We start from the raw sequence: 22,842 nt of genomic DNA, 5'->3' as shown, positions 1-22,842 counted from the left end.
ATGACAAACATTACGGCACTTATTGCAGATGCTGCGGTTTTCGTTTTTCTCCCATGGATTTTATGGCGCGTTCTTCGCAGATCAATACCGATTGTCGTATTGCCAATACTTATCGGTATATTGATTTCTGTTTGGCACCTTCCAGTAAAATCTCTTGGAATTCCTTCTGTTTATGGAAGTGATATTGGGTGGGTTGCAGTTCTCGTTCTGGCTTTTACAGCGGGGCTCGAGATGTGGCAGTCACCTGGAAAAGCCGATGCGGACCATACCCTGCCTGCGCCTTCGCTAGGCCGCCTTTTGGGCGGTGCGGCGGTTGCTCTAGGCGGTCCGCTGCTCGTTGGCTCCATTCTGGCTTATGAATTCTTTCTGCCTCTGCCGGGTTGGCATCCCCCGCATGCTCAGCCGTGGGTAGCGGCAGCATCAATTGGCCTGTGCATTGCCGTCAGTGCACTGCCGGTTCTGATTGGTGTCGTTCGTGAACTCGATGCCTCACAGCGCCCACTCGGCCAGCTTGCTCTGAAACTTGCTGTTGTGGATGACGCGGCGCTCTGGATCGGACTGGCGGCCTTGCAGGTCGCAGAGCGGGGCACAGCCGCATTGCATGGCTGGACCGGTCTGGAAGTGCTGGCGATTGCGCTGCTAGTCGGACTGGCTCTGCTTGGGAACTGGGCGTCTCGCCATTTCCGCCATCCGCCTCTGGCCGTGATCTGGCTTGCCGTTCCAGTCTATCTTGCGGCCGGGTCCTGGGCGAGTATGCAGCTTGGCCTTCATGAGCTGATTGGCGCTTATTTTGCCGGCGCGATCATGCCGCCATCCTGGGTCCGTCGCCTGCCCGTCGAAAAAGTTGGAACGTTCTCCCTCATCTGGCTTGCTCCAATGTTCTTTGGGCATAGCGGCCTGAATATTGATGGTGACGCCCTGACATGGCCTTCCGTCATTGCTTCGCTGTCCCTGGTCGCCATTTCGATCGTGACCAAGATTGTCGCCGTGTACATTTTCCCGCCCGCGGCAGGTCTCAGTCGTCGTCAGGCGTTGAGCGTCGGCGTGCTTCTGCAATGCAAAGGGCTGATGGAGATTGTTGCCGCAACGATCTTCCACGCACAGGGCATGATCTCGGAATTTGCTTTTGCGTCTCTGATGGTTCTGGCTGTGATTTCCACAGTCCTGACAGGCCCGATGTTCAAGCTTGTCGCGCCTCGACCCAAAGTCGAAGCCTGAAATTTGGGAGGATCTGATGATCCTCCCAAATTCTTTCTAAAAATTAGTGATGCGTTGAAAGCCAGTCGTGGATTTGCGTCTGGGTGGCGCGGATCGCGTCCTGACGGGCGTTGATCGTATTGACAGCCTTGGCCGTCGCAATCTTGGATCCCGTTGTCTTCGTGGCCCACGGATCGCTCTGCAGAGCGGCCAGAACCTGCGGGCTGTTAGAGTGAGCAGCAATTGTGGCGAGGAAGTCATCCTGTGACCATGGTGCCAGATGGGGGCGGATATTGGCTTCGTGTTCCTTTACCAACTGCCACACCAGATCCGGATTTTCGCTAGAAACCGCAACGACAGCGAGCGAACGGGCAATCCGTCCATTCGGAATGGCGCCGGTATACGCCAGTTCAACAGTCTTGCGGATCAGATCCGGATTGGTCGCGCTGGCAAGAGCGGCGAAGTAGCGCAGTTTCAGCTCGGTTGCCTGCGTCGTGCGAACCTTGTCGGCCATAAAGGCCCATGTCTGCTCGTCAGCGTTTTTCATGGCAATCGTTGTGACGGCGGCGACAAGATCAGGGCGCAGGGATGCCGGATTATTCTTCCAGAGCGCAAAGCGACGCTTGGCTTCCGCGGTGACCTTTGGATCGTTGAAGGCTCCGAGTGCGCTGATGACCGATGGACGCAGCATCGTATCCAGAACATTCTCATGGGGCTTTTCGTCCCACCCAAGGCGCGCCAGAACGGGGGCCAGACGGCTTCGGGCATAAGCCTGGAAATCATCACGAACCGGGTTGCCAATTTCGTAAAGATCAATCGTTTCCAGACGGTCGATAATCTCTTCAAGAACCGCAATATCGCTTTCATGTGCCGTCGTCAGACGGTCCACGAGATCCAGATACGGAGCCAGCCCTGCCTGACCCGCCCGGAAGAGGGCATACTGATCCCCAAGCAGATTCGCACGGTCTACAGCTGAGAATTTGCTGATGGAGGCAGAAAGAGCAGCGAACGCATTCTTGTCGTAGGCGACGCGATAGTAGCCACTCTCGCCAAGATTGAGCTTGAACGGCGCTCCACAATGCGGCGTCGTGATGGTGACAGGCTCCGTTCCCAGAACGATCGTCTTGCTGGGAAGTCCGGGGCCGCCAGCAACAACCGGAATGCTCCACGTCAAGGGCTGGGCCTGCGGGTCATGAATGGTGAAGCGGCTCTGCGTTAGCGTATAAGTCGCCTGATCGTTCTGGCAGAACGACGTCACATTGACCAGCGGAATACCCGGCTGTTCCGTAAAGCTGCGGGCGACCTTGGCAACGTCCTCGCCGGATGTGGAGGACAAGGCGTTCCACAGATCCTGACTGGTGGCGTTTCCATAGGCATGAGCCTTCATGTAGGCGCGCATTCCATCACGGAACTTGTCTTCGCCCAGCCAACCTTCCAGCATCCGGATGACAAGTTCACCCTTACCATAGCTGATGCTGTCAAACGCCGAATTGGCTTCGCTGACATTATGGATCGTCTGCTGGATCGGATGTGTGGTGGCGAGAGCGTCAATCGCCATCGTTTCTTCCCGGGTGTCATGCTGGCGAGGCCAAATGTCCCACTGAGGGTTCAGCTTGTCCGTGACCTTGATCTCCATCCAGGACGCGAAACCCTCATTGAGCCAGATATTGTTCCACCAGCCCATCGTCACAAGATCGCCCGACCACTGATGGGCCATCTCGTGCGCAACAACTTCGTGGATCAGTTCACGAGTGCGGGGCGTGCTGTTCTTCGGATCAAAGAGAAGAACATTGTCGATGTAGGTGAGGGCGCCCCAGTTCTCCATCGCACCGGCTTGATAATTGCCGGGAATGGCCAGCATATCCATCTTGGGAAGAGGATATTTCACGCCGAAATAGGTGTTGTAATAGGGCAGAATCTTCTCGGCGGATTCCAGGGCGTAACGGCCCTGTTCCTCAAGACCAGCCGGTGCATACACGCTCATGTCCGTGCCGTCTGCGCCGCCATGGACTGCGCCCATATCGCCTGCAACAAGCGCCAGTAGATAGCTGGACATGCGGGGGGTGGGAGCGAAAGACACGCGCTTGGTTTTCGTATCCTGCTGCGTGGTTCCGATGATGGGCATGTTGCTGACGGCGGCATCATCGAACGGCAGGGTCACGTTGAGCTGGAAACTGGCCTTGAACGCGGGCTCGTCCCAGCCGGGGAACATCCGGCGCGCATCGGCGACCTCAAACTGCGTCACCAGCATCCGTCGCTTCTCGCCTTTGGCTGAGGTGTAGTCGTTAATATACAGGCCGTTCGGTGTCTTGAGGATCGGTCCCGTATAGCTGATGGCGAGCGTATGCGGGCCTTTAGAAACCGCTTGCTCAAAATGAAGCGTTGCTGTTTCCGCTGTATCGTTCTGGGTAATGGTGGCGTGATGCGTTCCATCCAGAATAGCCGTGGAAAGTTTGAGACCGGCCTGATTGAGAACAATATCCTGCGCATCGGTCAGGACGTTCACGTCAATGGTTTCCTGCCCTTTGAGGGTCAGGTGCTCGGGATCAGTTTCAAGATCAATGACATAGGTTTCCGGAGCGACCGTTTTTGGGAGCTCTCCCGGCGTCTGCTGGAACGAGAAGGTGCCTTCGGCATGCGCTACCGTGAAGGGCAGGCCGGCAAGAAGGGTACTGAGAGCCAGGAGGCGGCGCATCATGAAGTCTGTCCTTGATCGGTAAAAGGAATATCGAAAACGGCGTATGGCGCTGTGTTTCAAAGGTGATCTGAACGTCGCATACTCGGTTAGGGCAGGAAAGGGCGGAATTGATTGCCAACCGCTCCGTTCTGACGTGTGTCAAAACCTCCCCAATGCCGGTATGAGGAAACTCACTGCACGAGAATGGAGACGTCCCGTTAGATGATGACACGCCTTTTCCCTGTCTGGGCCATTCTGGTGACAGTCGGTGCTATTGCATTTCCTGCACCATTCCTGAAGCTTCTGCCCATCATCACGCCACTTCTCGCTTTCATCATGTTCACGATGGGGGTTTCTCTAACGGTGCAGGATTTCTCCCGGATCGCGCGCCGTCCCTATCCTGTTCTGGCGGGTGTGGGCCTCCATTATCTGGTGATGCCGGTCGCTGCCTGGGGCATTGCGCATCTGCTTGGAATGCCGCCTGCGCTGGCGACGGGCATGATCCTCGTCGGGTGCGTTTCGAGCGGTACTGCTTCGAACGTCATGATCTTCCTGTCCAAAGGGGACGTCGCTCTGTCGGTCAGCATCAGTGCGCTCTCCACACTGGTTGGAATTTTCGCGACACCGTTATTGACCCGCCTTTATGTCTCGGCGGGAGTATCCGTTGATAGTTGGGGCCTGTTCCGCAGTATCATTACGATGGTTGCATTGCCTGTTCTGGCGGGCGTGCTCGTCAATACACTCTGCCAGCGCATGGTGAAGCGCGTTGAGGCTGCCCTTCCACCCATCGCGATGGTGTCGATCCTGCTGATCATTGGCTGCGTGGTGGCTGGAGCAGGGCCTTCCCTTGCTCAGGCTGGTCCGCTGCTCATGCTGGGCGTCGTTCTGCATAACGCTATCGGGCTTGCGGGAGGATATTGGGGAGGACGCCTTCTGGGCTTTGATGAGTCCGTATGCCGAACACTGGCCCTTGAAGTTGGAATGCAGAATTCCGCACTCGCAGCCACACTAGGTCGACTGTATTTCTCACCGGTTGCGGCTCTTCCGGGAGCTGTGTTCTCGGTATGGCACAACGTGTCAGGGTCTGTTCTCGCCACATTCTGGGCTGCCCGCCCATTGAAAGTAAAAAATCCTGACGCTCAGGACATCGCCAGATAATCCTGAAGGCGAGGGACCATGAAATCCAGAAAGGCTCTCACTCGGGGCGGACTCTGACGGCCCCCCGGATAAAGCGCATGAATGTCTTCCTCATCCTGCATGCCTGCATCCGTCAGGACTTCGATCAGGCGCCCCGCCTGAACATCATTCCGCACATGGTACTCCCCCAAGCGCGCCAGACCAGCGCCCTGAAGAGCAAGCCTGCGCACGGTCTCCCCATTATTGGCCAGCAGCGGCCCATGCACCAACCGGTCAACCAGCCTGCCTTTTTCATGAAGAGGCCAGACAGGCGCGGATCGTTGGAAGTTGAAACCCAGACACCGGTGATGGCTCAGATCTTCGGGTGTCTGGGGCGTTCCATGTCGTGCCAGATAGGCAGGAGATGCGACGATCTTTCGCGGGACAGAGCCAAGAGGCCGTGCGGTCAATCCTGAATTCTGTAAACGCCCTACCCGGAATGCGACATCCGTTCGATCCAGATAAAGATCGGTCATTTCATCTGACAGGGAGAGGTCAATCACAATATCCGGGTAAGCCTCCCAGAAAGCAGGCAGAAGGGGTTCAAGCCCGAGCGTTCCGAACGCAACCGAGGCATTCACCCGGACCGTGCCCTTGGGCTGCAGGTTCCCGGTCGTAAGGCTGCGTTCAATGTCATCAAGGTCCGCGATCAGAGCGGTGGCGCGCGCGTAATAGGTTTGCCCTTCCTGCGTCACGGACAGGCGACGTGTGGACCGTTCAATCAGGCGCAATCCCAGACGAGCCTCAATGCGTGCAATGAGCTTGCTGACCGTCGAGGGCGTCATTCTCAAAAGACGTGCAGCCTCTGAAAAGCTGCCACTCTCCACAACGCGCACGAAAACCTGCATTTCTCCGACGCGATTATCCATGCAAATCCACCTATGAATTTCATTCACAAGTTTTGTGCAGATTGAGAGAATTATCAACTCACAAAGAAAAGATCATCTTTTCCGTACGTTCCAGTCTTTCTGAAGCAGAGGCAAAACAGATGAAAATCTTCATCACTGGCGCAAGTGGCTATATCGGGGGCTCGGTCGCAGCCCATCTCGCCGCAAAAGGGCATCAGATCCGAGGTCTGATCCGCAATGAATCCCGTGCGGAAGAACTTCGATCTTTCGGTATCGAACCCGTTGTTGGTACCCTCGACGATAGCGACCTTCTGATGGTTGAGGCGCAGAATGCTGATGCTGTAATCAATGCTGCCGACAGCGATCACCGTGGCGCGGTTGAAGCGCTCTTAAAGGGGCTCGAAGGCAGCGGAAAGCCGTTTTTGCATACAAGCGGCAGCTCCCTAGTCGGAGACGAAGCCCTCGGTGAACCTTCCGATGCCATTTTTACGGAAGAAACCCCCGTAGCTCCGGCACCAGATAAGGTTGCGCGTATCGCAATCGATACTCTCATTCGGAATGCCGCACCTGGTGTCCGCTCAGTAGTTCTGTGCAACACCATGATCTATGGGAGGCATTTGGGGCCAGTTTCGCAGAGTGTTCAGATTCCGCCTCTCGTGGCGCAGGCCCGGGAAAGCGGCATCAGCCGACATATCGGCCGTGGTCTCAGTCGCTGGTCAAACGTCCATATTGCAGACGTTGCCGCGTTATACGAACTGGCTCTTACGAAAGCGCCAGCTGGCAGCTTTTACTTTGTTGAAAACGGCGAAGCATCGTTTCGTGAAATCACGGATGCGATTGGGGCCGCTTTAGGTCTTGGGCCATCGCAGGACTGGGCCCCTGAAGAGGCGATCAAGCGCTGGGGCCGTGAACTCGCGGTGTTTGGCCTGAGTTCCAACAGCCGCGTCAGGGCTGACAAGGCGAGGCGGGAACTTGGCTGGGCACCAGTCCATCATTCAGTGACGGACTGGATCCGGCAGGATATCGCCTGAAAGAATTCCGAGCGGACTAAACACAGGATCCGCTCGGATATTCTCTCTCAATGAGCCGAGCGGTTGGCGTCGCTCTTCTCGCGAATAGCCCGGAACTCCGAACCAGCCTTCCAGGTCGGCCAGTCATGCGAGAAGGCGGCGCTATAACCAACCTGACGAACAACTTCGACGTCCTGCGCTGCGCCGCGAACATCCCAGTCGGCGCTCCAGGCATCACAAGCCTGATGATAGCAGGCCATGTAAGACGTCAGCCACTTGCTGCCTGCTGCTGTTCCGCCATTGAGCAGATCGAATGGGCCAGCCATGTCCATCACGGCCAGAACGGGCACGCCAACTCGCGCGAAGGGGAGGTGGTCTGCACGATAGAATGCGCCACGCTCCGGCATGGCTTCCGGCTGCGTTGTACGACCCTGCTTCAGGGCTGCGGCAGAGAAGTCATCCTGAAGCGTGTCCTGACCGGCACCAATGATAAAGGCATTATGAGCGGGGCCAGCCATTTGAAGAACATCCATCGTCAGATTGGCAGCAGTTTTGTCCAGCGGGGCGAGGGGATGCGCCACATACCAGCTTGACCCCAACAGGCCACGCTCTTCACCCGTCCAGGACGCAAAGCTCACCGTGCGCTTTGGCTTCGGACCATTCTTGAAAGCGCGGGCGATTTCAAGAACAGCGGCAATGCCGGAGCCATCATCGATCGCGCCACGGCGGATGACGGTGTTGCCCTGTGCGTCTGTGCTCTTGCCAAATGCATCCCAGTGAGCGCCGAACATGACGGTCTCGTCCGGATAGGTCGAGCCTGTGAGCTTACCGATCACGTTCTGGCTCTGGAGATGATCCACCTTGACCGGCATATCAAGCGAGAACGTCGTGTCATGGATATTGACCGGGTGGAAATCTGGCGAACGAGCCTGACGACGCAGACGATCCAGATCCAGCCCTGCCTGGGCAAAGAGCGCATGCGCCGCGTTGCCTTCGATCCAGCCAATCAGCGGAACGGACTTCAGATCCTTGTCACCATGCAGGATGTCATATTCCTCACCCTGTGGTGCAACAACGGTGCTCCACGGGTAGGACGCACCCGGCGTATCATGAATGATCAGCGCACCTGCAGCACCGCGACGGGCTGCTTCTTCGAACTTGTATGTCCAGCGACCATAATAGGTCATGGTCTTGCCGCCAAAACGCCCGGCTACAGGCTCTTCTGGTCCAGCATCGAAATCCGGATCGTTGACGAGGAAGACTGCAATCTTACCGTGCAGATCAACCTGCTTGAAATCGTTCCAGCGACGTTCGGGGGCCGTCACACCATATCCAACAAACACCAGCGGAACATGCGACAGACGCAGGCGCTGAATGGGCTGCAACGTGGAAAGCGCCACATCCTTGAGCTGGTGCAGCTCCAAAGTATGGCCGCGTGTGGTCACGGTCGCTGTTGCCTTTGGGTCAGGCCGGGTGCGGATCATTGGGACGTTTTGCGTCCATCCGCCATTCTCGCCACCCGGTTCAAGACCGATCTTCTGATACTGCTCGATCAGCCATTTGACTGTAACAGCTTCTCCTGGCGTGCCCGGTGCGCGGCCCTCGAATTCATCCGACGACAGCACACGCATTGTCTCGGACATGCGAGCCGGATCAATTGGCCCGGAGGCACCAGTGTTCGTCGCTGCCTGTGCAGCGGAAAGACCTGCTGCCAGAGGCGCGAAAGCGAAAGCTGCCAGACCCGTAGCGAGTTGTAGGCGAAGGCGGAAAGACAGTGTGTGCATCATGTCCTCAGTGTATGTCTTAACGGCAGTTCTGATGAGATGACGAGCACTTTACACATCACACGGCTGTTCCGGAAATGGGATAAAATCGCTTGCATGGTGGGTTGACGGAAAACAGACGCCCACCCCATGTTTCTTCACATGAAAATTTCCACTCTTCCGGTTCTCCTATCCCGTCATCCACAGGTTGAGAGTGCCGAAGGCGTTTGTTACGGCCGACAGAACATGACGCTAAAGGCGGGCTGGGAGCCTATTGCATCCGGTCTGCTAACCTTGGCAAAGGGGATTGGTTGTTCCATCGTCTATACTTCGCCCTCCATGCGCTGTTTGGCTGTCGCACGGAAGCTGGCAGAGCATAGTAGTTTGCCAGTTTCGCAGGATGAGCGTCTTCAGGAACTGAATTTCGGCCAGTGGGAAGGAATGACCTGGGCTGATGTGCCGCGTGAGGCATTGGATAGCTGGGCCGCCGATCCGGAAGGCTTTTCTCCTCCAGGAGGGGAGAGTGGCACTAACCTGCGCGAGCGAGTGCAGTCTTTCTGGGAAGACCTGATCCGCGCCGCGCGGCCGGCGTTGGTTATTTCCCATGGGGGACCGTTACGTCTGCTGGATGGCTTGGCACGGGGAATTCGCCCCGATCTTCTTGCTCCATCAATGCCCCAGGGAAGCAGCAGGTTATACTACGTCAGCGTCTGATCCACTGGCGGCGTTCAGGGTTTCGCTTTTCCCACCCCATGCGTTCCAGTTCAGGCGTATTGGCCTGTTCCATCGGGTACCCGACACAAAGATAGGCGACGAGATCCCAGCCCGGTTCAGCATCCAGCATTGTTGAAACGGCTTCAGGCTCCAGAATGGACACCCACCCGAGCCCGACCCCCGATGCTGTTGCGGCAAGCCAAAACGTGTGGATCGCCATGACGGCAGACCATGTGGTGGTTTCAGGCATGGTCGCACGCCCCAGCCCGTGCCCCTGATCTGGAGCAGTCTCACAGAAGACGGCAACATGATGAGGGGCATCATCCAACCCGGCAAGTTTGAGGGCAGCATACCCCGCTGCCTGTTCGCCCTCATAACCTTCCAGCGCCCGTGCGTTGCACACCTCAAAGCTGTTACGAACTGCCGCTTTCCGAGCTTGATCCTCTACCAGAACAAAACGCCAAGGCTCGCTCAACCCTACGGATGGCGCCAGTGTTGACGCCTGAAGCAGATCATCAAGGAGTGCAGGCACAACAGGATCCCGCCTGAAATGACGGACATCCCGGCGCCAGGTGAAAAGACGCTCGAGATCGAGCCGAAATTCGTCAGAAAACACAGGAGACGTCACAATTTTTCCATAGCCGAACCGGTACGGCCAGCTTGTTCATCGAGAATACGACCGGCCATCGGACCAAAAATCAGCCCGATCGTGGCCCAGAGAACGATCTGCATTCCAAGGGCTGCTTCACGAAAGCGCCAGAGAACTGTTGCAGGGAGGTCCGTCGGTACTTCATTGATATCCGGCATTCCAGACTGTACCGCCGCGATGAGAGCAATGAACATGACTATGGACACAAGTGTTCCATTCCACGCACCAAGACGCCGGACAAGCGGCCGACCGGTCATAAAGGATGCCACGGCTGCACACAGGGAAAGAAGGATCATTCCGAAATAGGTTTCGGTCCGCAAATTGATCGTTCCCGGCAAGCCAACAGCAGGTGGATTGGGAGGGTATTTCAAATCCGGGACAAGCACGAACACTACAAACGCAGCAGCAGCCAGTAGTGCTGAAAGAGCACGCGGTGAGAAACGCCCCACTCGGCCATAGGCGAATGCGAAAACCGTCGCGAAAATTCCACCATAAGCCGCACCATACATGACGGCAGCCGTCAGAAGTCCAAAGGACGCCTGCACGCCTCGGCTGACCAGTTCAGCTTCCGGAGGTTCTCCAGCAGCGAGATCTTTTGCACTTTCAAAGGCAATCGCCAGATTGACCTGAGGTTCGCCAAAGATGCGGGCAAACAGGAACGCAAGAAAAGCGGCAACAACCCCGGCGATCATGCCACGGGTCAGAAGACGACCAGCCATTATAAAACCCAGCCCTTAGTGGCAGGGAAATCCAAGAAGATGGCGGCCATCATGAACAAATTCGTGGACCTCGTGCCCGGAGATCAGCGACGTCGCGCCCTGTTCGGCTCCCACAAAATAAAGCAGCAGGAGGCTCAGCACGATTGTGAAGATGGCCCATGGCACAAGAGCGCTGATCGGGATGGCTACGGGAGCAACGATACTGCCGGAATGAGAATTAGAGGAGAGGCTTTGGCTCATGATGGACTCCGCAAGGAAGATGCGCGTTCTGCGGTGAAAAACTGTTTTGAAAAAGGAGGTCTGGCTCCGCATTGCGACAGCAAAAGCGTTACAGTGGCGCGACCGCACCGGGTTTCCACCGGTTTCCCCTTGTTCTGCGTGTTGCGAGAGTAGTCTTCCGCTGTGAAGTGTCAACCGTTCCATACAGCGACGAGGGCCGTCAGCACCACACAGTCGGTAATGCTTGCGGTGGCCCCGAGAACGTCACCCGTGTAACCGTTCAGAAGCCGCTTGGCCGTGGCTCTCAAGACGCATGCCACACATAAAGCCAGCAGACAGGCCAACAGAGCGACGTGTGACGAGACGCAGAGCAACGCAACACAGAATGCTGAGAAAAGGCATCCCAATACCTGATCCCGTGTCAGGCCTATCAGCTGACGTGCCAGTCCATTCTCCCGGGCAGGACGCAGAGTGAACGGCAGGAGCGGCAGCATGGCTCGAGATAACGCGCCCGCCAAGGCAAGGGCAGGAAGGACCAGCATGACCGGTAAGGCGGCAAGTGCTGTGACACGGATCAGTAAGCATATCCCTAGGGCCAATGCCCCGTAACTTCCGATCCGGCTATCGCGCATGATCTCCAGCCGTCGCTCCAACGTGGAACCACCGCCACAGCCATCAGCCATATCCGCCAAACCATCTTCATGGAGACCGCCCGTCAGAAGAACCTGTATCCCGATGCTCCAAACAGCCGCAATGGTGGCAGGAACATGCAGGGCACGGAGGATCAGAAATACGGTTCCGGCCAGAACGCCCGTAAAAGCTCCAACCAGCGGCCAGCACCAGACAGATCTGGGCAAAGACCACGCCTGGCCCCTGACGCGCAACCATCCGAGCGGAAGGCGCGTCAATAGCCCCGCACCGCAGGCAATATCCTCTCGGATAATGCGCCAGAGTTTCATTCTGTGGGGGGAGCTGACTGCTGGGAGACGGCAGCTTCTGCAAATGTCGCCATGCCATTGTGACAGGCTATAGCGCCACGCAAAAGTGGAACAACCAGACCTGAGCCCGACGCTTCTCCCAGCCTTAGTCCGAAATCCAGAAGAGGCTTCAGCGCAAGAGCTGCTGCTAATCTGCGGTGCCCTGCCTCTGCGGAACAATGAGAAAGACGTGTATGATCAAGTGCTTCTGGCGTTATCTTTACAAAAGGCAACACTGCGGCCGTACAGACAAATCCATCCAGAAGTACGGGAATGCCATAGTGGCGCGCTGCCAGAACGCTTCCCATAATAGCTGCCAGTTCATACCCACCGAGGCTACGGGCGACCTCCAATGGATCACTCAGGATGGGACTGTGAAGAGCAAGAGCGTCATCAATGACTGCGGCTTTCAGCCTCACCCCGTCATTATCGAGACCTGTTCCACGACCAGCCCAGTCGCTGCCCCTTCCGCCCAGGAGCGCCGCACACAGCGATGCAGCCGGCGTTGTATTCCCAATTCCCATTTCACCGGGGCAAAACAGATCAGCATCTTTAGGAACAGCCCTATACCCGGCTGAAACAGCAGACAGAAAATCCTTTTCCGTCATCGCGGCCGTTTGAGAGAGGTCTTCAGTCGGCTTTAGATTCTGAAGGCAAACCACGTTGAGTTTAGCCCCGGCATTGCGCGCAAGCTGATTAATGGCCGCGCCACCATGCTCGAAATTCGCGACCATCTGGCGTGTAACGTCAGAGGGCCAAGGCGACACCCCGCGTTGAACAACACCGTGATTGCCTGCGAAAATCGTAATCTGGACTTTATCCAGCGCGGGCCGGTCAGTGCCCTGCCATTCACCCAGCCAAACTGCCAGTTCTTCAAGCCTACCCAAACTGCCGGGAGGCTTGGTCAGCGCCGCATCCCGTTGTCTGATACGATCTCCACAGGCCAGATCCCGTTCAGGCAAGGACAGACAGGCGGCCCGAAGGGCTGCCATGCTGGTGAATTGTAATTCGGACACGGAAAATGCGGCATCAGTCGGCATGAGATGTCTTTTGTGCTGTTATTCGGGCGCATGCAAGATGAGGAAGAGGGAGAGATCGTGGTGCATTCGGCTGAGCCAGCAGGGCGTGGGCAGGTTTCGCTGGTTCTCGGTGGTGCAAGATCTGGGAAAAGCCGCGTTGCCGAGGCCCTGATCACAAGTCAGCCCGCACCGTGGATTTATCTGGCCACTGGCCGTGCTTATGATGACGAAATGCAGAGCCGGATTAACTTGCACCGCGCCAGCCGTGGCGAGCTGGGTTGGCAGACAATTGAAGAGCCCTATGACATCACGACCGTGCTTCAAAAGGCAGGGCCAGAACCTGTTCTGGTTGATTGCCTCACGCTTTGGCTCACGAACCTTATTCTGGATGAGAGGGACATCAGCGCTGCAACGGAGGGGCTGTTATCGGCGCTTTGCGAGCGTCAGCATCAGACCGTGCTCGTGGGCAATGAAGTTGGGCTGGGGATTGTTCCCGACAATGCACTTGCACGACGTTTCCGGGACGAGGCGGGTCTGCTTCACCAGCGGATTGCCGCCATCGCAGACGAGGTGCTCTTCGTTGCCGCCGGTTTGCCAGTGAAACTCAAATGAGCGACCACCAAGGCTTTTGACACTCTGCTAGACCAGCGATAGGAAAGAACGTGATGGTTCCTCCGAAAGGAGGATGAAAAGGGAAGCCGGTGCGGCCAAACTGGTCAAATCCGGCACTGCCCCCGCAACTGTGGACGGTTATCTGTCCTGTCGGCATATCTTTTTGGGGTGTGCGACCACTGGGCTTGAGTCCGGGAAGGTCTGGCAGGAGAGGAGGCGCTGAAGGCGTCTCGACCGTAAGTCAGGAGACCTGCCATCTGAGCCGAGTGTCATGATCCGGCGGGGTGCCCGGACTGTGAGGTCGCGCCAATACAGGCACGTCCCCTCCGAACTGCGGAGGCCTTCTGTCGCGCCTTTTGTTATGCCTCTTCGGGCTGCAAGAGAGACGAAACCATGGCAGAAAACCTGCCTCAGACCAGGCCTGTCCTGCATGTCTGCATAACATGCCGCCGCGGATTGCCACTGACGGACGATCCCGTTCAGGGGCGCCAGCTTTACGATGCCCTGACCAGCCACGCTGAGAACGGCGATTTCAGCGTTGAGCCTGTGGAATGTATGGCCACATGCAGCCGCGGGTGTGTTGCGGCTGTTTCCATGCCGAAAAAATGGACCTTGCTTCTGGGGCAGCTTGGCCCTGAGAAGGTCGAGGATCTGCTAACATTCCTGAACGTCTATCGGACTTCGAAAACAGGAACAGTCATGCCATCGAAGCGGCCTGCGTCTCTTTCTGATATGATCCTCGCCCGTTTGCCAGCATCTCTTTCTGCCTCACAGGAACTTTCATGATGTCCCAATCTGTTTCAGGTGCCGGTCGCAAGATTCCGGTCACGATTATCACAGGCTTCCTCGGGGCTGGGAAAACCACGCTTCTCCGGAACCTCCTGGCGCAGGCGAATGGTCGCCGGATTGCCATTGTGGTCAATGAGTTTGGTTCTCTGGGGATTGATGGCGAGGTTCTGCGGTCCTGCGGCATCGAAAACTGCCCTGACGAAGATATCGTCGAGCTGACAAATGGCTGCCTGTGCTGCACCGTCGCAGACGACTTTATCCCCACTATGCAGGCTCTGATTGATCGCGCAGATCCGCCAGAGCATATCGTCATTGAGACGTCCGGCCTCGCATTGCCCAAGCCTCTTCTGAAAGCCTTCAGTTGGCCCGCAATCCGCACTCGTATGACAGTGGACGGCGTGATCACGCTGGTCGATGCCCCTGCGGTGGCGGCTGGCCGTTTTGCTGATGATCCGGCTGCCGTCGCAGCCCAGCGCGCGGCTGATCCTTCCCTTGATCACGATAACCCTCTCGCCGAAGTTTATGAGGATCAGCTGAACGCTGCGGATCTGATCGTCCTCAACAAGACCGATCTGCTGGACAGCACCGAAACGGATGCTGTTGAGGCGGCGATCGTCAAAGCTGTGCCGCGCAAGGTGGTGACACTTCGGGCCGTGGAAGGGCGACTGGACCCGGCTGTGCTTCTCGGAATTGGAGCGGGCGCTGAAGATGACCTTGAGGGGCGGCCATCCAATCATGATGGCGCGGATGATCATGAACACGATGATTTCGAAAGCTTTGTTGTCGTTCTGCCGGAGCAAACCAGTGCTGACGCAGTGCTGAAGCGTCTCAGCGACGTGGCTGGAACGTTCGATATCCTGCGGATGAAGGGCTTCATGGCCGTACAGGGCAAAAAAATGCGCCTGGCTGTGCAGGGCGTCGGCACGCGTTTCCGCCATGAATTCGATGTGCCCCTGACAGGCGACACGCGTGACGGACGCCTTGTCGTGATTGGTCAGACCGGTCTGGATCGGGCTGCCATCGAAGCAGCGCTACTGGCCGCCTGAGCCCATCATGCATCTGCTCGTCCGGGAAAGACATGGAATAGACGACCAGGACGTGGCCGAGGATCTCGGTCATGCGCCTGCTGACGTCGTGTTCCTGTCTTTTTCGGATAGCGACCTTCTGGCGCTTGAGCGAGCGTATGAAGACCTGAGCGCGCTGTCGCCAGAAGGCGCTGGTTTCTCGCTGAGATTAGTAAGCCTCTCCCGGCTCAGGCACCCGATGTCTGTTGATCTGTATGTGGAGCAGACTCTTTCAGAAGCGCGTTGTGTCGTGGTGCGTCTCTTGGGAGGCGTCGATTACTGGCGCTATGGTGCGGAAGAAGTACGAAACTCCTGCGCCAGAAACTCTATCCCGCTGGCCCTGCTTCCAGGAGATGCGCGTCAGGATGCGCGACTGGAAGACTGGTCCAATGTTGACGTGGGTATCCATGAACGTCTGACCGGCTTTCTGAAAGAGGGAGGCCCGGACAACGCCCGTCGTGCACTACTTCTGATGGCGCATCTGGCTGGTCGTGGCGAGGATCTGGTCGGGACGCCAGAGCCTCTACCGCTTGCTGGGCTCTATCGCGCCGGGAAGCCTGATCTTTCCTTGCGTGCGACTGTTGTCTTTTATCGTGCCCATCTTCTCGCTGCTGATACAGCTCCCATCGATTGCCTGGCGCACGCGTTGGAAGAGGCTGGTCTGTCAGCAGATGTGCTGTACGTCTCGTCCCTCAAGAACCCTGACGCCGTAGAATATGTCCGCAGTCATCTGGCACAGACGCGCCCAGACATCATCCTGAACGCAACATTTTTTTCCGCCCGGGGCGAGACAGGATCTTCCCCGTTGGACCATGCGGATGCGCCCGTTCTTCAGGTCCTGCAACCCGGATCAACCCATCAGTCATGGGAAGAGAGTGGCCGAGGCCTGTCTCAGTCCGACCTCGCCATGCAGGTCGTTCTGCCGGAACTGGACGGACGCCTCTCCGCAGGGCCAATTTCGTTCAAGTCGGAAACAGCTCCCGGTGATGCGGCCAGACATGCCCCTTATCACGCGGGCATATCGGCTATCGTTGCCCAGGCGCGCGCCTGGGCGAGGCTGAGACATCTCAAGCCTGCAAACAAACATCTGGCTTTGATCCTGTCCGACTATCCGGGCGCAGAAGGTCAGTCCGCACATGCTGTCGGGCTGGATACATTTGCCAGCCTTTGCTCCATTCTTGGGACGCTGAAGAACGCTGGATACGACTGCGGTCAGGTCGGAGCCTGGTCCAACAAAGCGGCATTGGTGCAGTCGCTCTGTGGGGAACCACCAAAGCAGGTTCTCAGCCTGAAAGATTATCGGACTGCGTTTGAAGCGCTACCGGATAAGTTCCGGCAAGCTGTTCTATCCGCATGGGGCGAGCCACAGGACGATGCGGCGGTTCAGGGGGAAGCGTTCTGCCTGAAAATCCTGACGCTGGGGAACATCACCATCGCAGTGCAGCCGGATCGTGGCGCACCACAGGATCGCAAGACGCAGTATCACGACCCCGATACGCCGCCCCGACATGCCTATGTCGCGTTTCATATCTGGCTTCGTCAGGTTTGCCAGATCCACGCGATGGTCCATCTTGGAACGCACGGCACTCTGGAATGGCTACCCGGAAAAGCCGTCGCATTGTCGGAAAACTGTGCTCCTGCCGTTCTAAGGGGTTCAGTGCCAGTTCTCTATCCCTTTATCGTCAACAATCCCGGCGAAGCAGCCGCCGCCAAGCGACGCCTTGGCGCTGTGACCATTGGGCACATGACCCCACCCGTCATGAAGGCCGGACTGGACGCTGGCATGGCTGATCTGGAGCAGTTGATTGACGAATTCGCGGAAGCAGACGGTCTGGACCGCCGGCGTGGGGCAATCCTGCGGCGTGATATTCTGGACCGTGCTTCCGGAATGGGTCTGCTGGCGGAGACCGGTGTCAAGCCGGGCGAAGGCGATGAAGCCGAGGCTTTGGCCCGACTGGATGCCTATCTCTGTGACGTGAAGGACCTGCAGATCCGCGATGGATTGCACGTCTTCGGAAAAGTCGCTCCGCATGCAGACAGGCTTGCGACAATGGTGTCCTCAATTGCTCAGGTGCCCAAGGAGGACATAACCGCACTGATCGAAGCCAGCGCAGGCGCGGAAATGAATGCGCTGCTTGCTGGGCTGGAGGGACGTTTCGTTCAGCCAGGGCCGTCTGGTGCGCCGACGCGGGGGCGGGTGGATGTTCTTCCAACTGGTCGCAATCTGTTTACCATGGACCCACGGGCCGTCCCCACAGCGTCTGCCGTCGAACTGGCGAAAGCGCAGGCCCAGCAGATCCTGTTGCGGCACCTTCAGGAAGAGGGAGAGCCACTTCAGCGCATCGTCATGGACCTATGGGGTTCCTCCACGCTCAGAACCGGTGGCGAAGATCTGGCACTGGCACTTCTCCTGATGGGCGTTGAGCCTGTCTGGGATGCCTCAAGCGGACGTGTCTCCGGAATTGAGGTTACGCCTCTGCCTGTTCTGGATCGGCCGCGTGTGGACGTGACACTCAGGATTTCCGGCCTTTTCCGGGATGCTTTTCCGGGGCAGATCGCGCTTTTCGATCAGGCCGTTCAGGCGGTCGCAGCCCGTGAAGAAGGGGAAGAGTGGAATCCCCTTGCTGCCAGTGTCCTCCACCTTGAAGGCGAAGAGCGCAAAGCGGCAACGGCGCGGATCTTCGGGGCTGCTCCAGGAACGTATGGAACCGGCATCGAGGAGACGCTGGCAAGGGGAACATGGGAGAACCGGTCTGAACTCGGTCAGTCCTATCTTGATGGCAATGACTGGATGTATGGGGGAGGCCGGGACGGCACACGGAATGCAGATGCGCTGGCAGAAAAGCTCGCACGGACAGATGCCATTCTGCATGTTCAGGATCATGCAGAAACCGATATTCTGGAAAGCCCCGACGTGGCGGCTCATGAGGGTGGTCTCTCAGCGGCGGCCGAGCTGCTAGGCGCAGACCCCGTCCTTTGGCATGGCGACACGTCTCGCCCGGAAGCACCACGTCTGCGCGATACCGAAGCTGAAGTTGCGCGGATCGTACGCGGGCGTCTGGCGAACCCGCGATGGCTTGAGGGCATGCAGCGACATGATTATCGCGGGGCGGCGGAAATAGCGCGTGGGCTGGACGGACTGTGTGCGTTCGCCGCAACTTTACCGACGAGGTTCGATCATCAGTTCGATCTTGTCTTTGCAGCAACGCTTGGGGATGAGACGTGCGACGTGTTTCTGCGGAGCGCTAACCCGCAGGCAAGACGTGCGATGCAAAAGCGCTTTCACGACATGATGCTTCGAGGTCTGTGGCACCCCCGACTTAACAGTGTAGCAGCACTTCTGGAGGACGGGCAGGGATGAGCGATGCGCCTCTGGTCCGTGGCTGGTGTCCCGATCTGTTTGCTCCAATGCAGGCCCGCGATGGTTTTCTTGTGCGGATCAGGCCTCCCATAGAAGGGCTTGATGCTGGTCAGGTGCAGACCATAGCCGCCCTGGCGTCCGATCACGGCAATGGTACGATTGAACTGACAAACCGGGGCAATCTGCAACTGCGTGGCTTTTCGCGGGACAGTGCGCGTCTGGCGGGCAGAACTGCGATAGAATGCGGACTTGCCGATCCCGACCCGGCACGAGAGCGGAAACGGGCGGTTCTGGTCTCGCCGCTGGCTGGATATGACCCTGCCTGTCACCCTGACACAATCGCGGTCGCCCGGAAACTTCAGGCCGCACTTCTTGCGGATGATCGTCTTGCAAGCCTTCCGGGAAAATTTGGCTGGGGTGTGGACGGCGGCGGATTACTGCCTGTGAGAGCGATTTCCGCCGATCTCGTTCTTCAGGCCGGACAAGACGGGTGGTCAGTGCGCTGCGGGGAGGTTGTTACGGAAGCCCTCAACGAAGCTCAGGCTGTAAACGCTGTGCAGGCTATTTCCTTTACGTTCGCGCGGCAGCCTGAGGTCAAACGCCCTGCACACGATGCGAACATTACGAAGAAGGTTCTGGAAAAGGCAGGGTTGCAGGGCTGCCTCCAATCCACGATGCCCCCGACTTTTGCCCTTCCTGTAGGGAAATTACCTGGACACAGGGTTGGCCTCGGGGTTCCGTTTGGGCGCCTTCCTGCATCCGATTTTTATTTTCTTGCTAAACAGCAGGGAGAAGACCGCCTGCGTGTTACGCCATGGCGAAATGTCATCATGCCAGACAAAACCATGGATCATCCGGGTTTCATCATGGACGCTACTGACCCGCGTCTTCGTGTTGAGGCTTGTGTAGGCGTTTCCGGATGTGAAAGAGCAACAGAGGATGTTGCCGAAACCGCCTTGGCTCTGGCATCTGACGTCCCTCCTGGCTGTGTGCTGCATGTTTCAGGCTGCGTAAAAGGATGCGCTCATCCCGGCGGAGCGGATATGACGCTCATTGCCAGGAACGGACGATATGATGTTGTGCGCAATGGGTGCACGAAAGATATAATCTCATGGGGTAACAGGGACTTACCCGACATCCGGGCCCTCCTGTCCCGCGAACTGAAGGAGATACAGGCTTGAGCGCCGGACCTTATTCTTACGACTACATCCGGGATGGCGCAGCCATTTACGCCCGATCCTTTGCCACCATCCGGGCCGAAGCTGACCTGTCTGCCTTCACCCCTGAGCAGGCACAGATCGTGGTTCGCATCATTCATGCCTGCGGGATGGTGGATGTTGCGGGGTCGGTCAGTATGACAGCCGATCTTGTGAGTGCCGCGCGAAATGCCTTGAAGGCTGGAAAGCCCATTTTGTGTGATTCAGAGATGGTCGCGCATGGTGTCACCCGGGCGCGGCTTCCAGCGAATAACGCTGTGATCTGTACCCTTCGTGATCCTCGCACCCCTGACCTTGCCCGGGAGATCGGTAATACACGCTCTGCGGCGGCACTTGATCTGTGGGGAGACCAGCTTGAGGGCGCCGTTGTTGCAATCGGAAATGCACCCACTGCCTTGTTCCATCTTCTGGAACTGATTGACGCAGGCGGCCCACGACCTGCGGCCATTATCGGGATGCCGGTAGGATTTGTTGGAGCGGCTGAATCAAAGGACGCGCTCGCCGAGAGGCCTGATCTACCGCATGTGATCGTTCGTGGACGTCTGGGGGGAAGTGCAATGGCTGCTGGAGCCATTAATGCACTGGCCAGTGAAGCCGAATGACAGACGCTACGGTCTATGTTGTGGGTGTGGGCCCGGGCGATCCGGAACTCATGACGCTCAAAGCGGCGCGGGTCATCGCCCGATCTCCCACTGTGGCGTATTTCTGCCGCCATGACCGGATGGGTCACGCTCGTCGCATCGCTGACGCTCATATTGCGGAAGGGACGCGGGAGCTGAGATTTGCCTATCCGTTCACCACAGAGCGTCTGGTGAATGATCCGTCCTATCATCCTGATATGTCATCTTTTTATGACGAATGTGCGAGCCGGATCGAAGCTGAAATCCGGCTTGGACGAGATGTAGCGATCCTGTGTGAGGGAGATCCGTTCCTGTATGGGTCCGCCATGTATCTGTTTGATCGTCTGAAAGCGGGTATTTCCTGTGAAGTCATTCCGGGCATCACGGGCATGAGCGGGTGCTGGACGGAAGCCGCGCTTCCCATGACCCATGGCGATGACGTGCTCTGCGTCCTGCCTGCCACCATGCCGGAAGATGATCTGGCTCACTGGCTTGAACGGGCAGATGCAGCAGTAGTGATGAAGCTTGGGCGTAACCTTCCCAAACTTCAGACGGCCCTGAAACGCGCAGGCAGAATGCAGGACGCAGTCTATGTCGAGCGCGGCACACAGGACGATGCCCGCGTCATGCCTTTGGCCGACATGTGTGAACCTGCACCATATTTTTCTCTTGCTCTCCTGCCGGGGCGCCGAGGCGTTAGATGAGCCGAATTTTCGTCATCGGTCTTGGTCCGGGCAATCCGGATCAGCAGACTCCGGAAGCGCGAAATGCATTGTCTCTGGCAACGGACGTGATTGGCTACGGTCCTTACGTGGATCGAGTGGATTTGCCTGAGACTGTTGTGCGCCATCCGTCCGATAATCGGGTGGAACTGGATCGTGCCCGCCATGCCTTGGAACTCGCGGAGCAAGGACGCTGTGTAGCGATTGTTTCTGGAGGCGATGCGGGCGTGTTTGGCATGGCCAGCGCTCTGTTTGAGGCCATAGATCAAGGACCGGAGCACTGGCGTGCCACAGACGTGACTGTTGTTCCCGGCGTTTCGGCCGTACTTGCTGCGGCAGCCCGGATGGGTGCACCTTTGGGCGGTGATTTCTGCGTCATGTCCCTCTCGGACAATCTCAAACCGTGGAACATGGTCTGTCGCAGGCTGACACTGGCGGCAGAGGCCGGGTTCGTGATCGCATTGTACAACCCGCGCTCCAAAGCCAGACCCTGGCAGCTTGGCGAGGCGCTGGACGTTCTGCGGAAAAGCCTGCCCGACACGGTACCCGTCGCGTTTGCCCGCGCCATCGGCCGCCCGGACGAGCGGCTGGTTCTGACGGATCTTACGCATGCTGATCCGGAGCTTGTGGATATGAGCACGCTGGTTCTGATTGGTAGCGAACTGACCCGGAAGATTGATCGCCCGCAGGGAGAGGCGTGGCTCTACACGTCCCGGTCTGTCCCAGCATGACGACGCTCACACAGCCATGCGATGGCACTCTCAATGGTCGAAACCGTCTTCACTGGGGGCAATACAGGGCGATCAATCATGATGACCGGCAGACCAAGCATCTTGGCAGCAACAAGCTTGGCGGCCGTAGCCTCAGCTCCGGCATTTTTCGTAACGAGCACGGTCACCGCATGGTCTTTCATAAGCGCCATTTCACTGGCAACGGTAAATGGCGGACGGGCGAGGAGAAGCGTCACCTTTCGTGGCAAGGACGATGGCTCGGGCGCGTCGATGCTGCGCAGAATGTAGTGATGCTGAGAGGCGCGCTGAAACGGGCCGAGATCCTTTCGGCCGGTTGTCAGGAAGACAGTCCGAGGGCTGTCTCCAAGGGCTGCCGCGGCGTCTTCAATGCTCGAAACATGCGTCCATCGATCTCCCGCACCTTCCGTCCAGGCTGGGCGGTCTATGCGCAACACAGGAACACCGCTGCTGGCACAGGCCATCGCAGCATGGCGACTCATCTGGGCTGCAAAAGGGTGAGTGGCATCTACAACAGCCTCTATGTTCTGAACCCGCAGGAAATCACGCAGACCGTCCACGCCGCCGAACCCGCCAATTCTGACCGAAGTGTTTGGCAAAACCGGATTTTTAGTTACTCCGGCAAGGGAAAAAACGGTCTCATAACCCTCATGAGAGCCAAGCTGCTGAGCCAACTGGCTGGCCTGGGTGGTGCCCCCAAGGATCAGGACGCGCATAGGATTGGTTCCTTTATCGGAGCG

Annotated in this window: 21 protein-coding genes and 1 riboswitch; of the genes, 12 read left to right on the top strand and 9 right to left on the bottom strand. The window is 57.7% G+C overall.

What is annotated here, in order from left to right:
• Window positions 1–1,218 carry a cation:proton antiporter gene (locus GFR01_RS09935; protein WP_099182325.1) on the top strand — a complete coding sequence of 406 codons (1,218 nt, stop codon included), beginning with the start codon at window positions 1–3 and terminating at the stop codon, window positions 1,216–1,218.
• Window positions 1,219–1,261: 43 nt separating this feature from the next.
• Here the strand turns inward: GFR01_RS09935 and GFR01_RS09930 are convergent, their stop codons facing one another.
• Window positions 1,262–3,895 (bottom strand): M1 family metallopeptidase, encoded by a 2,634-nt coding sequence (locus tag GFR01_RS09930; RefSeq protein WP_099182324.1) that lies wholly within the window; start codon window positions 3,893–3,895, stop codon window positions 1,262–1,264.
• 201 nt (window positions 3,896–4,096) lie between these two features.
• Here GFR01_RS09930 and panS point away from each other — a divergent pair, with 201 nt between their 5' ends.
• Window positions 4,097–5,032 carry a ketopantoate/pantoate/pantothenate transporter PanS gene (gene panS, locus GFR01_RS09925; protein WP_099182323.1) on the top strand — a complete coding sequence of 312 codons (936 nt, stop codon included), beginning with the start codon at window positions 4,097–4,099 and terminating at the stop codon, window positions 5,030–5,032.
• On the opposite strand, the gene GFR01_RS09920 is transcribed toward panS, so the two are convergent.
• The gene (locus tag GFR01_RS09920; RefSeq protein ID WP_099182322.1) at window positions 5,014–5,919 is read right to left on the bottom strand and encodes a LysR family transcriptional regulator; all 906 of its coding nucleotides are present in this window, start codon (window positions 5,917–5,919) and stop codon (window positions 5,014–5,016) included. The genes panS and GFR01_RS09920 overlap by 19 nt on opposite strands.
• 119 nt (window positions 5,920–6,038) lie before the next feature.
• On the opposite strand from GFR01_RS09920, the gene GFR01_RS09915 reads away from it, so the two are divergent.
• Entirely contained in the window at window positions 6,039–6,929 is an 891-nt protein-coding gene (locus tag GFR01_RS09915; protein WP_099182321.1) for an NAD-dependent epimerase/dehydratase family protein, read from the top strand.
• A gap of 47 nt (window positions 6,930–6,976) precedes the next feature.
• Here GFR01_RS09915 and GFR01_RS09910 read toward each other — a convergent pair whose 3' ends face one another.
• Window positions 6,977–8,695 carry a M20/M25/M40 family metallo-hydrolase gene (locus GFR01_RS09910; protein WP_099182320.1) on the bottom strand — a complete coding sequence of 573 codons (1,719 nt, stop codon included), beginning with the start codon at window positions 8,693–8,695 and terminating at the stop codon, window positions 6,977–6,979.
• 138 nt (window positions 8,696–8,833) lie between these two features.
• On the opposite strand from GFR01_RS09910, the gene GFR01_RS09905 reads away from it, so the two are divergent.
• On the top strand, window positions 8,834–9,385 hold the full coding sequence (locus GFR01_RS09905; protein ID WP_244902239.1) for a histidine phosphatase family protein: 552 nt from the start codon (window positions 8,834–8,836) through the stop codon (window positions 9,383–9,385).
• Here the strand turns inward: GFR01_RS09905 and bluB are convergent.
• The 5 genes from bluB to cobT form a co-directional block, all read right to left on the bottom strand.
• Window positions 9,375–10,013, bottom strand: a complete 639-nt coding sequence (gene bluB / locus GFR01_RS09900) for a 5,6-dimethylbenzimidazole synthase (protein ID WP_099182318.1) — start codon at window positions 10,011–10,013, stop codon at window positions 9,375–9,377. The genes GFR01_RS09905 and bluB overlap by 11 nt on opposite strands.
• Complete coding sequence (locus tag GFR01_RS09895) at window positions 10,010–10,753, bottom strand: CbtA family protein (protein WP_099182317.1); 744 nt, start codon at window positions 10,751–10,753, stop codon at window positions 10,010–10,012. The genes bluB and GFR01_RS09895 overlap by 4 nt, the downstream gene beginning before the upstream one ends.
• A gap of 15 nt (window positions 10,754–10,768) precedes the next feature.
• Window positions 10,769–10,993 (bottom strand): CbtB domain-containing protein, encoded by a 225-nt coding sequence (locus tag GFR01_RS09890; protein WP_099182485.1) that lies wholly within the window; start codon window positions 10,991–10,993, stop codon window positions 10,769–10,771.
• Between the two features lie 170 nt (window positions 10,994–11,163).
• Window positions 11,164–11,931, bottom strand: a complete 768-nt coding sequence (cobS, locus tag GFR01_RS09885; RefSeq protein WP_099182316.1) for an adenosylcobinamide-GDP ribazoletransferase — start codon at window positions 11,929–11,931, stop codon at window positions 11,164–11,166.
• Window positions 11,928–12,989 (bottom strand): nicotinate-nucleotide--dimethylbenzimidazole phosphoribosyltransferase, encoded by a 1,062-nt coding sequence (cobT, locus tag GFR01_RS09880; RefSeq protein ID WP_099182315.1) that lies wholly within the window; start codon window positions 12,987–12,989, stop codon window positions 11,928–11,930. The genes cobS and cobT overlap by 4 nt, the downstream gene beginning before the upstream one ends.
• A 3-nt stretch (window positions 12,990–12,992) precedes the next feature.
• On the opposite strand from cobT, the gene cobU reads away from it, so the two are divergent.
• The 8 genes from cobU to cobJ all read left to right on the top strand — a co-directional run bounded on the left by cobU (window position 12,993) and on the right by cobJ (window position 22,084).
• Window positions 12,993–13,580, top strand: a complete 588-nt coding sequence (cobU, locus tag GFR01_RS09875; protein ID WP_099182314.1) for a bifunctional adenosylcobinamide kinase/adenosylcobinamide-phosphate guanylyltransferase — start codon at window positions 12,993–12,995, stop codon at window positions 13,578–13,580.
• Between the two features lie 37 nt (window positions 13,581–13,617).
• Window positions 13,618–13,852: riboswitch (cobalamin riboswitch) on the top strand.
• Between the two features lie 121 nt (window positions 13,853–13,973).
• Window positions 13,974–14,366, top strand: coding sequence for a DUF1636 family protein (locus tag GFR01_RS09870; RefSeq protein WP_099182313.1), 393 nt, complete (start codon window positions 13,974–13,976; stop codon window positions 14,364–14,366).
• The gene (gene cobW / locus GFR01_RS09865; protein ID WP_082872655.1) at window positions 14,363–15,415 is read left to right on the top strand and encodes a cobalamin biosynthesis protein CobW; all 1,053 of its coding nucleotides are present in this window, start codon (window positions 14,363–14,365) and stop codon (window positions 15,413–15,415) included. The genes GFR01_RS09870 and cobW overlap by 4 nt, the downstream gene beginning before the upstream one ends.
• 7 nt (window positions 15,416–15,422) lie before the next feature.
• Window positions 15,423–18,794, top strand: coding sequence for a cobaltochelatase subunit CobN (cobN, locus tag GFR01_RS09860; RefSeq protein WP_099182312.1), 3,372 nt, complete (start codon window positions 15,423–15,425; stop codon window positions 18,792–18,794).
• Window positions 18,791–19,975 (top strand): precorrin-3B synthase, encoded by a 1,185-nt coding sequence (gene cobG, locus GFR01_RS09855; protein WP_099182311.1) that lies wholly within the window; start codon window positions 18,791–18,793, stop codon window positions 19,973–19,975. The genes cobN and cobG overlap by 4 nt, the downstream gene beginning before the upstream one ends.
• Window positions 19,972–20,613, top strand: coding sequence for a precorrin-8X methylmutase (locus GFR01_RS09850; RefSeq protein WP_099182310.1), 642 nt, complete (start codon window positions 19,972–19,974; stop codon window positions 20,611–20,613). The genes cobG and GFR01_RS09850 overlap by 4 nt, the downstream gene beginning before the upstream one ends.
• Complete coding sequence (locus GFR01_RS09845; protein WP_099182309.1) at window positions 20,610–21,335, top strand: precorrin-2 C(20)-methyltransferase; 726 nt, start codon at window positions 20,610–20,612, stop codon at window positions 21,333–21,335. Before GFR01_RS09850 ends, GFR01_RS09845 begins: the two co-directional genes overlap by 4 nt.
• Complete coding sequence (cobJ, locus tag GFR01_RS09840; RefSeq protein ID WP_099182308.1) at window positions 21,332–22,084, top strand: precorrin-3B C(17)-methyltransferase; 753 nt, start codon at window positions 21,332–21,334, stop codon at window positions 22,082–22,084. Before GFR01_RS09845 ends, cobJ begins: the two co-directional genes overlap by 4 nt.
• Here the strand turns inward: cobJ and GFR01_RS09835 are convergent.
• Entirely contained in the window at window positions 22,057–22,818 is a 762-nt protein-coding gene (locus GFR01_RS09835) for a cobalt-precorrin-6A reductase (protein ID WP_099182307.1), read from the bottom strand. The two genes, cobJ and GFR01_RS09835, sit on opposite strands and share 28 nt — an antisense overlap.
• Window positions 22,819–22,842: the final 24 nt, after the last annotated feature.

This window comes from Gluconobacter frateurii (genome assembly GCF_002723955.1).
Lineage (GTDB): Bacteria > Pseudomonadota > Alphaproteobacteria > Acetobacterales > Acetobacteraceae > Gluconobacter > Gluconobacter frateurii.
This window is presented reverse-complemented; position numbering and strand designations above follow the sequence as displayed.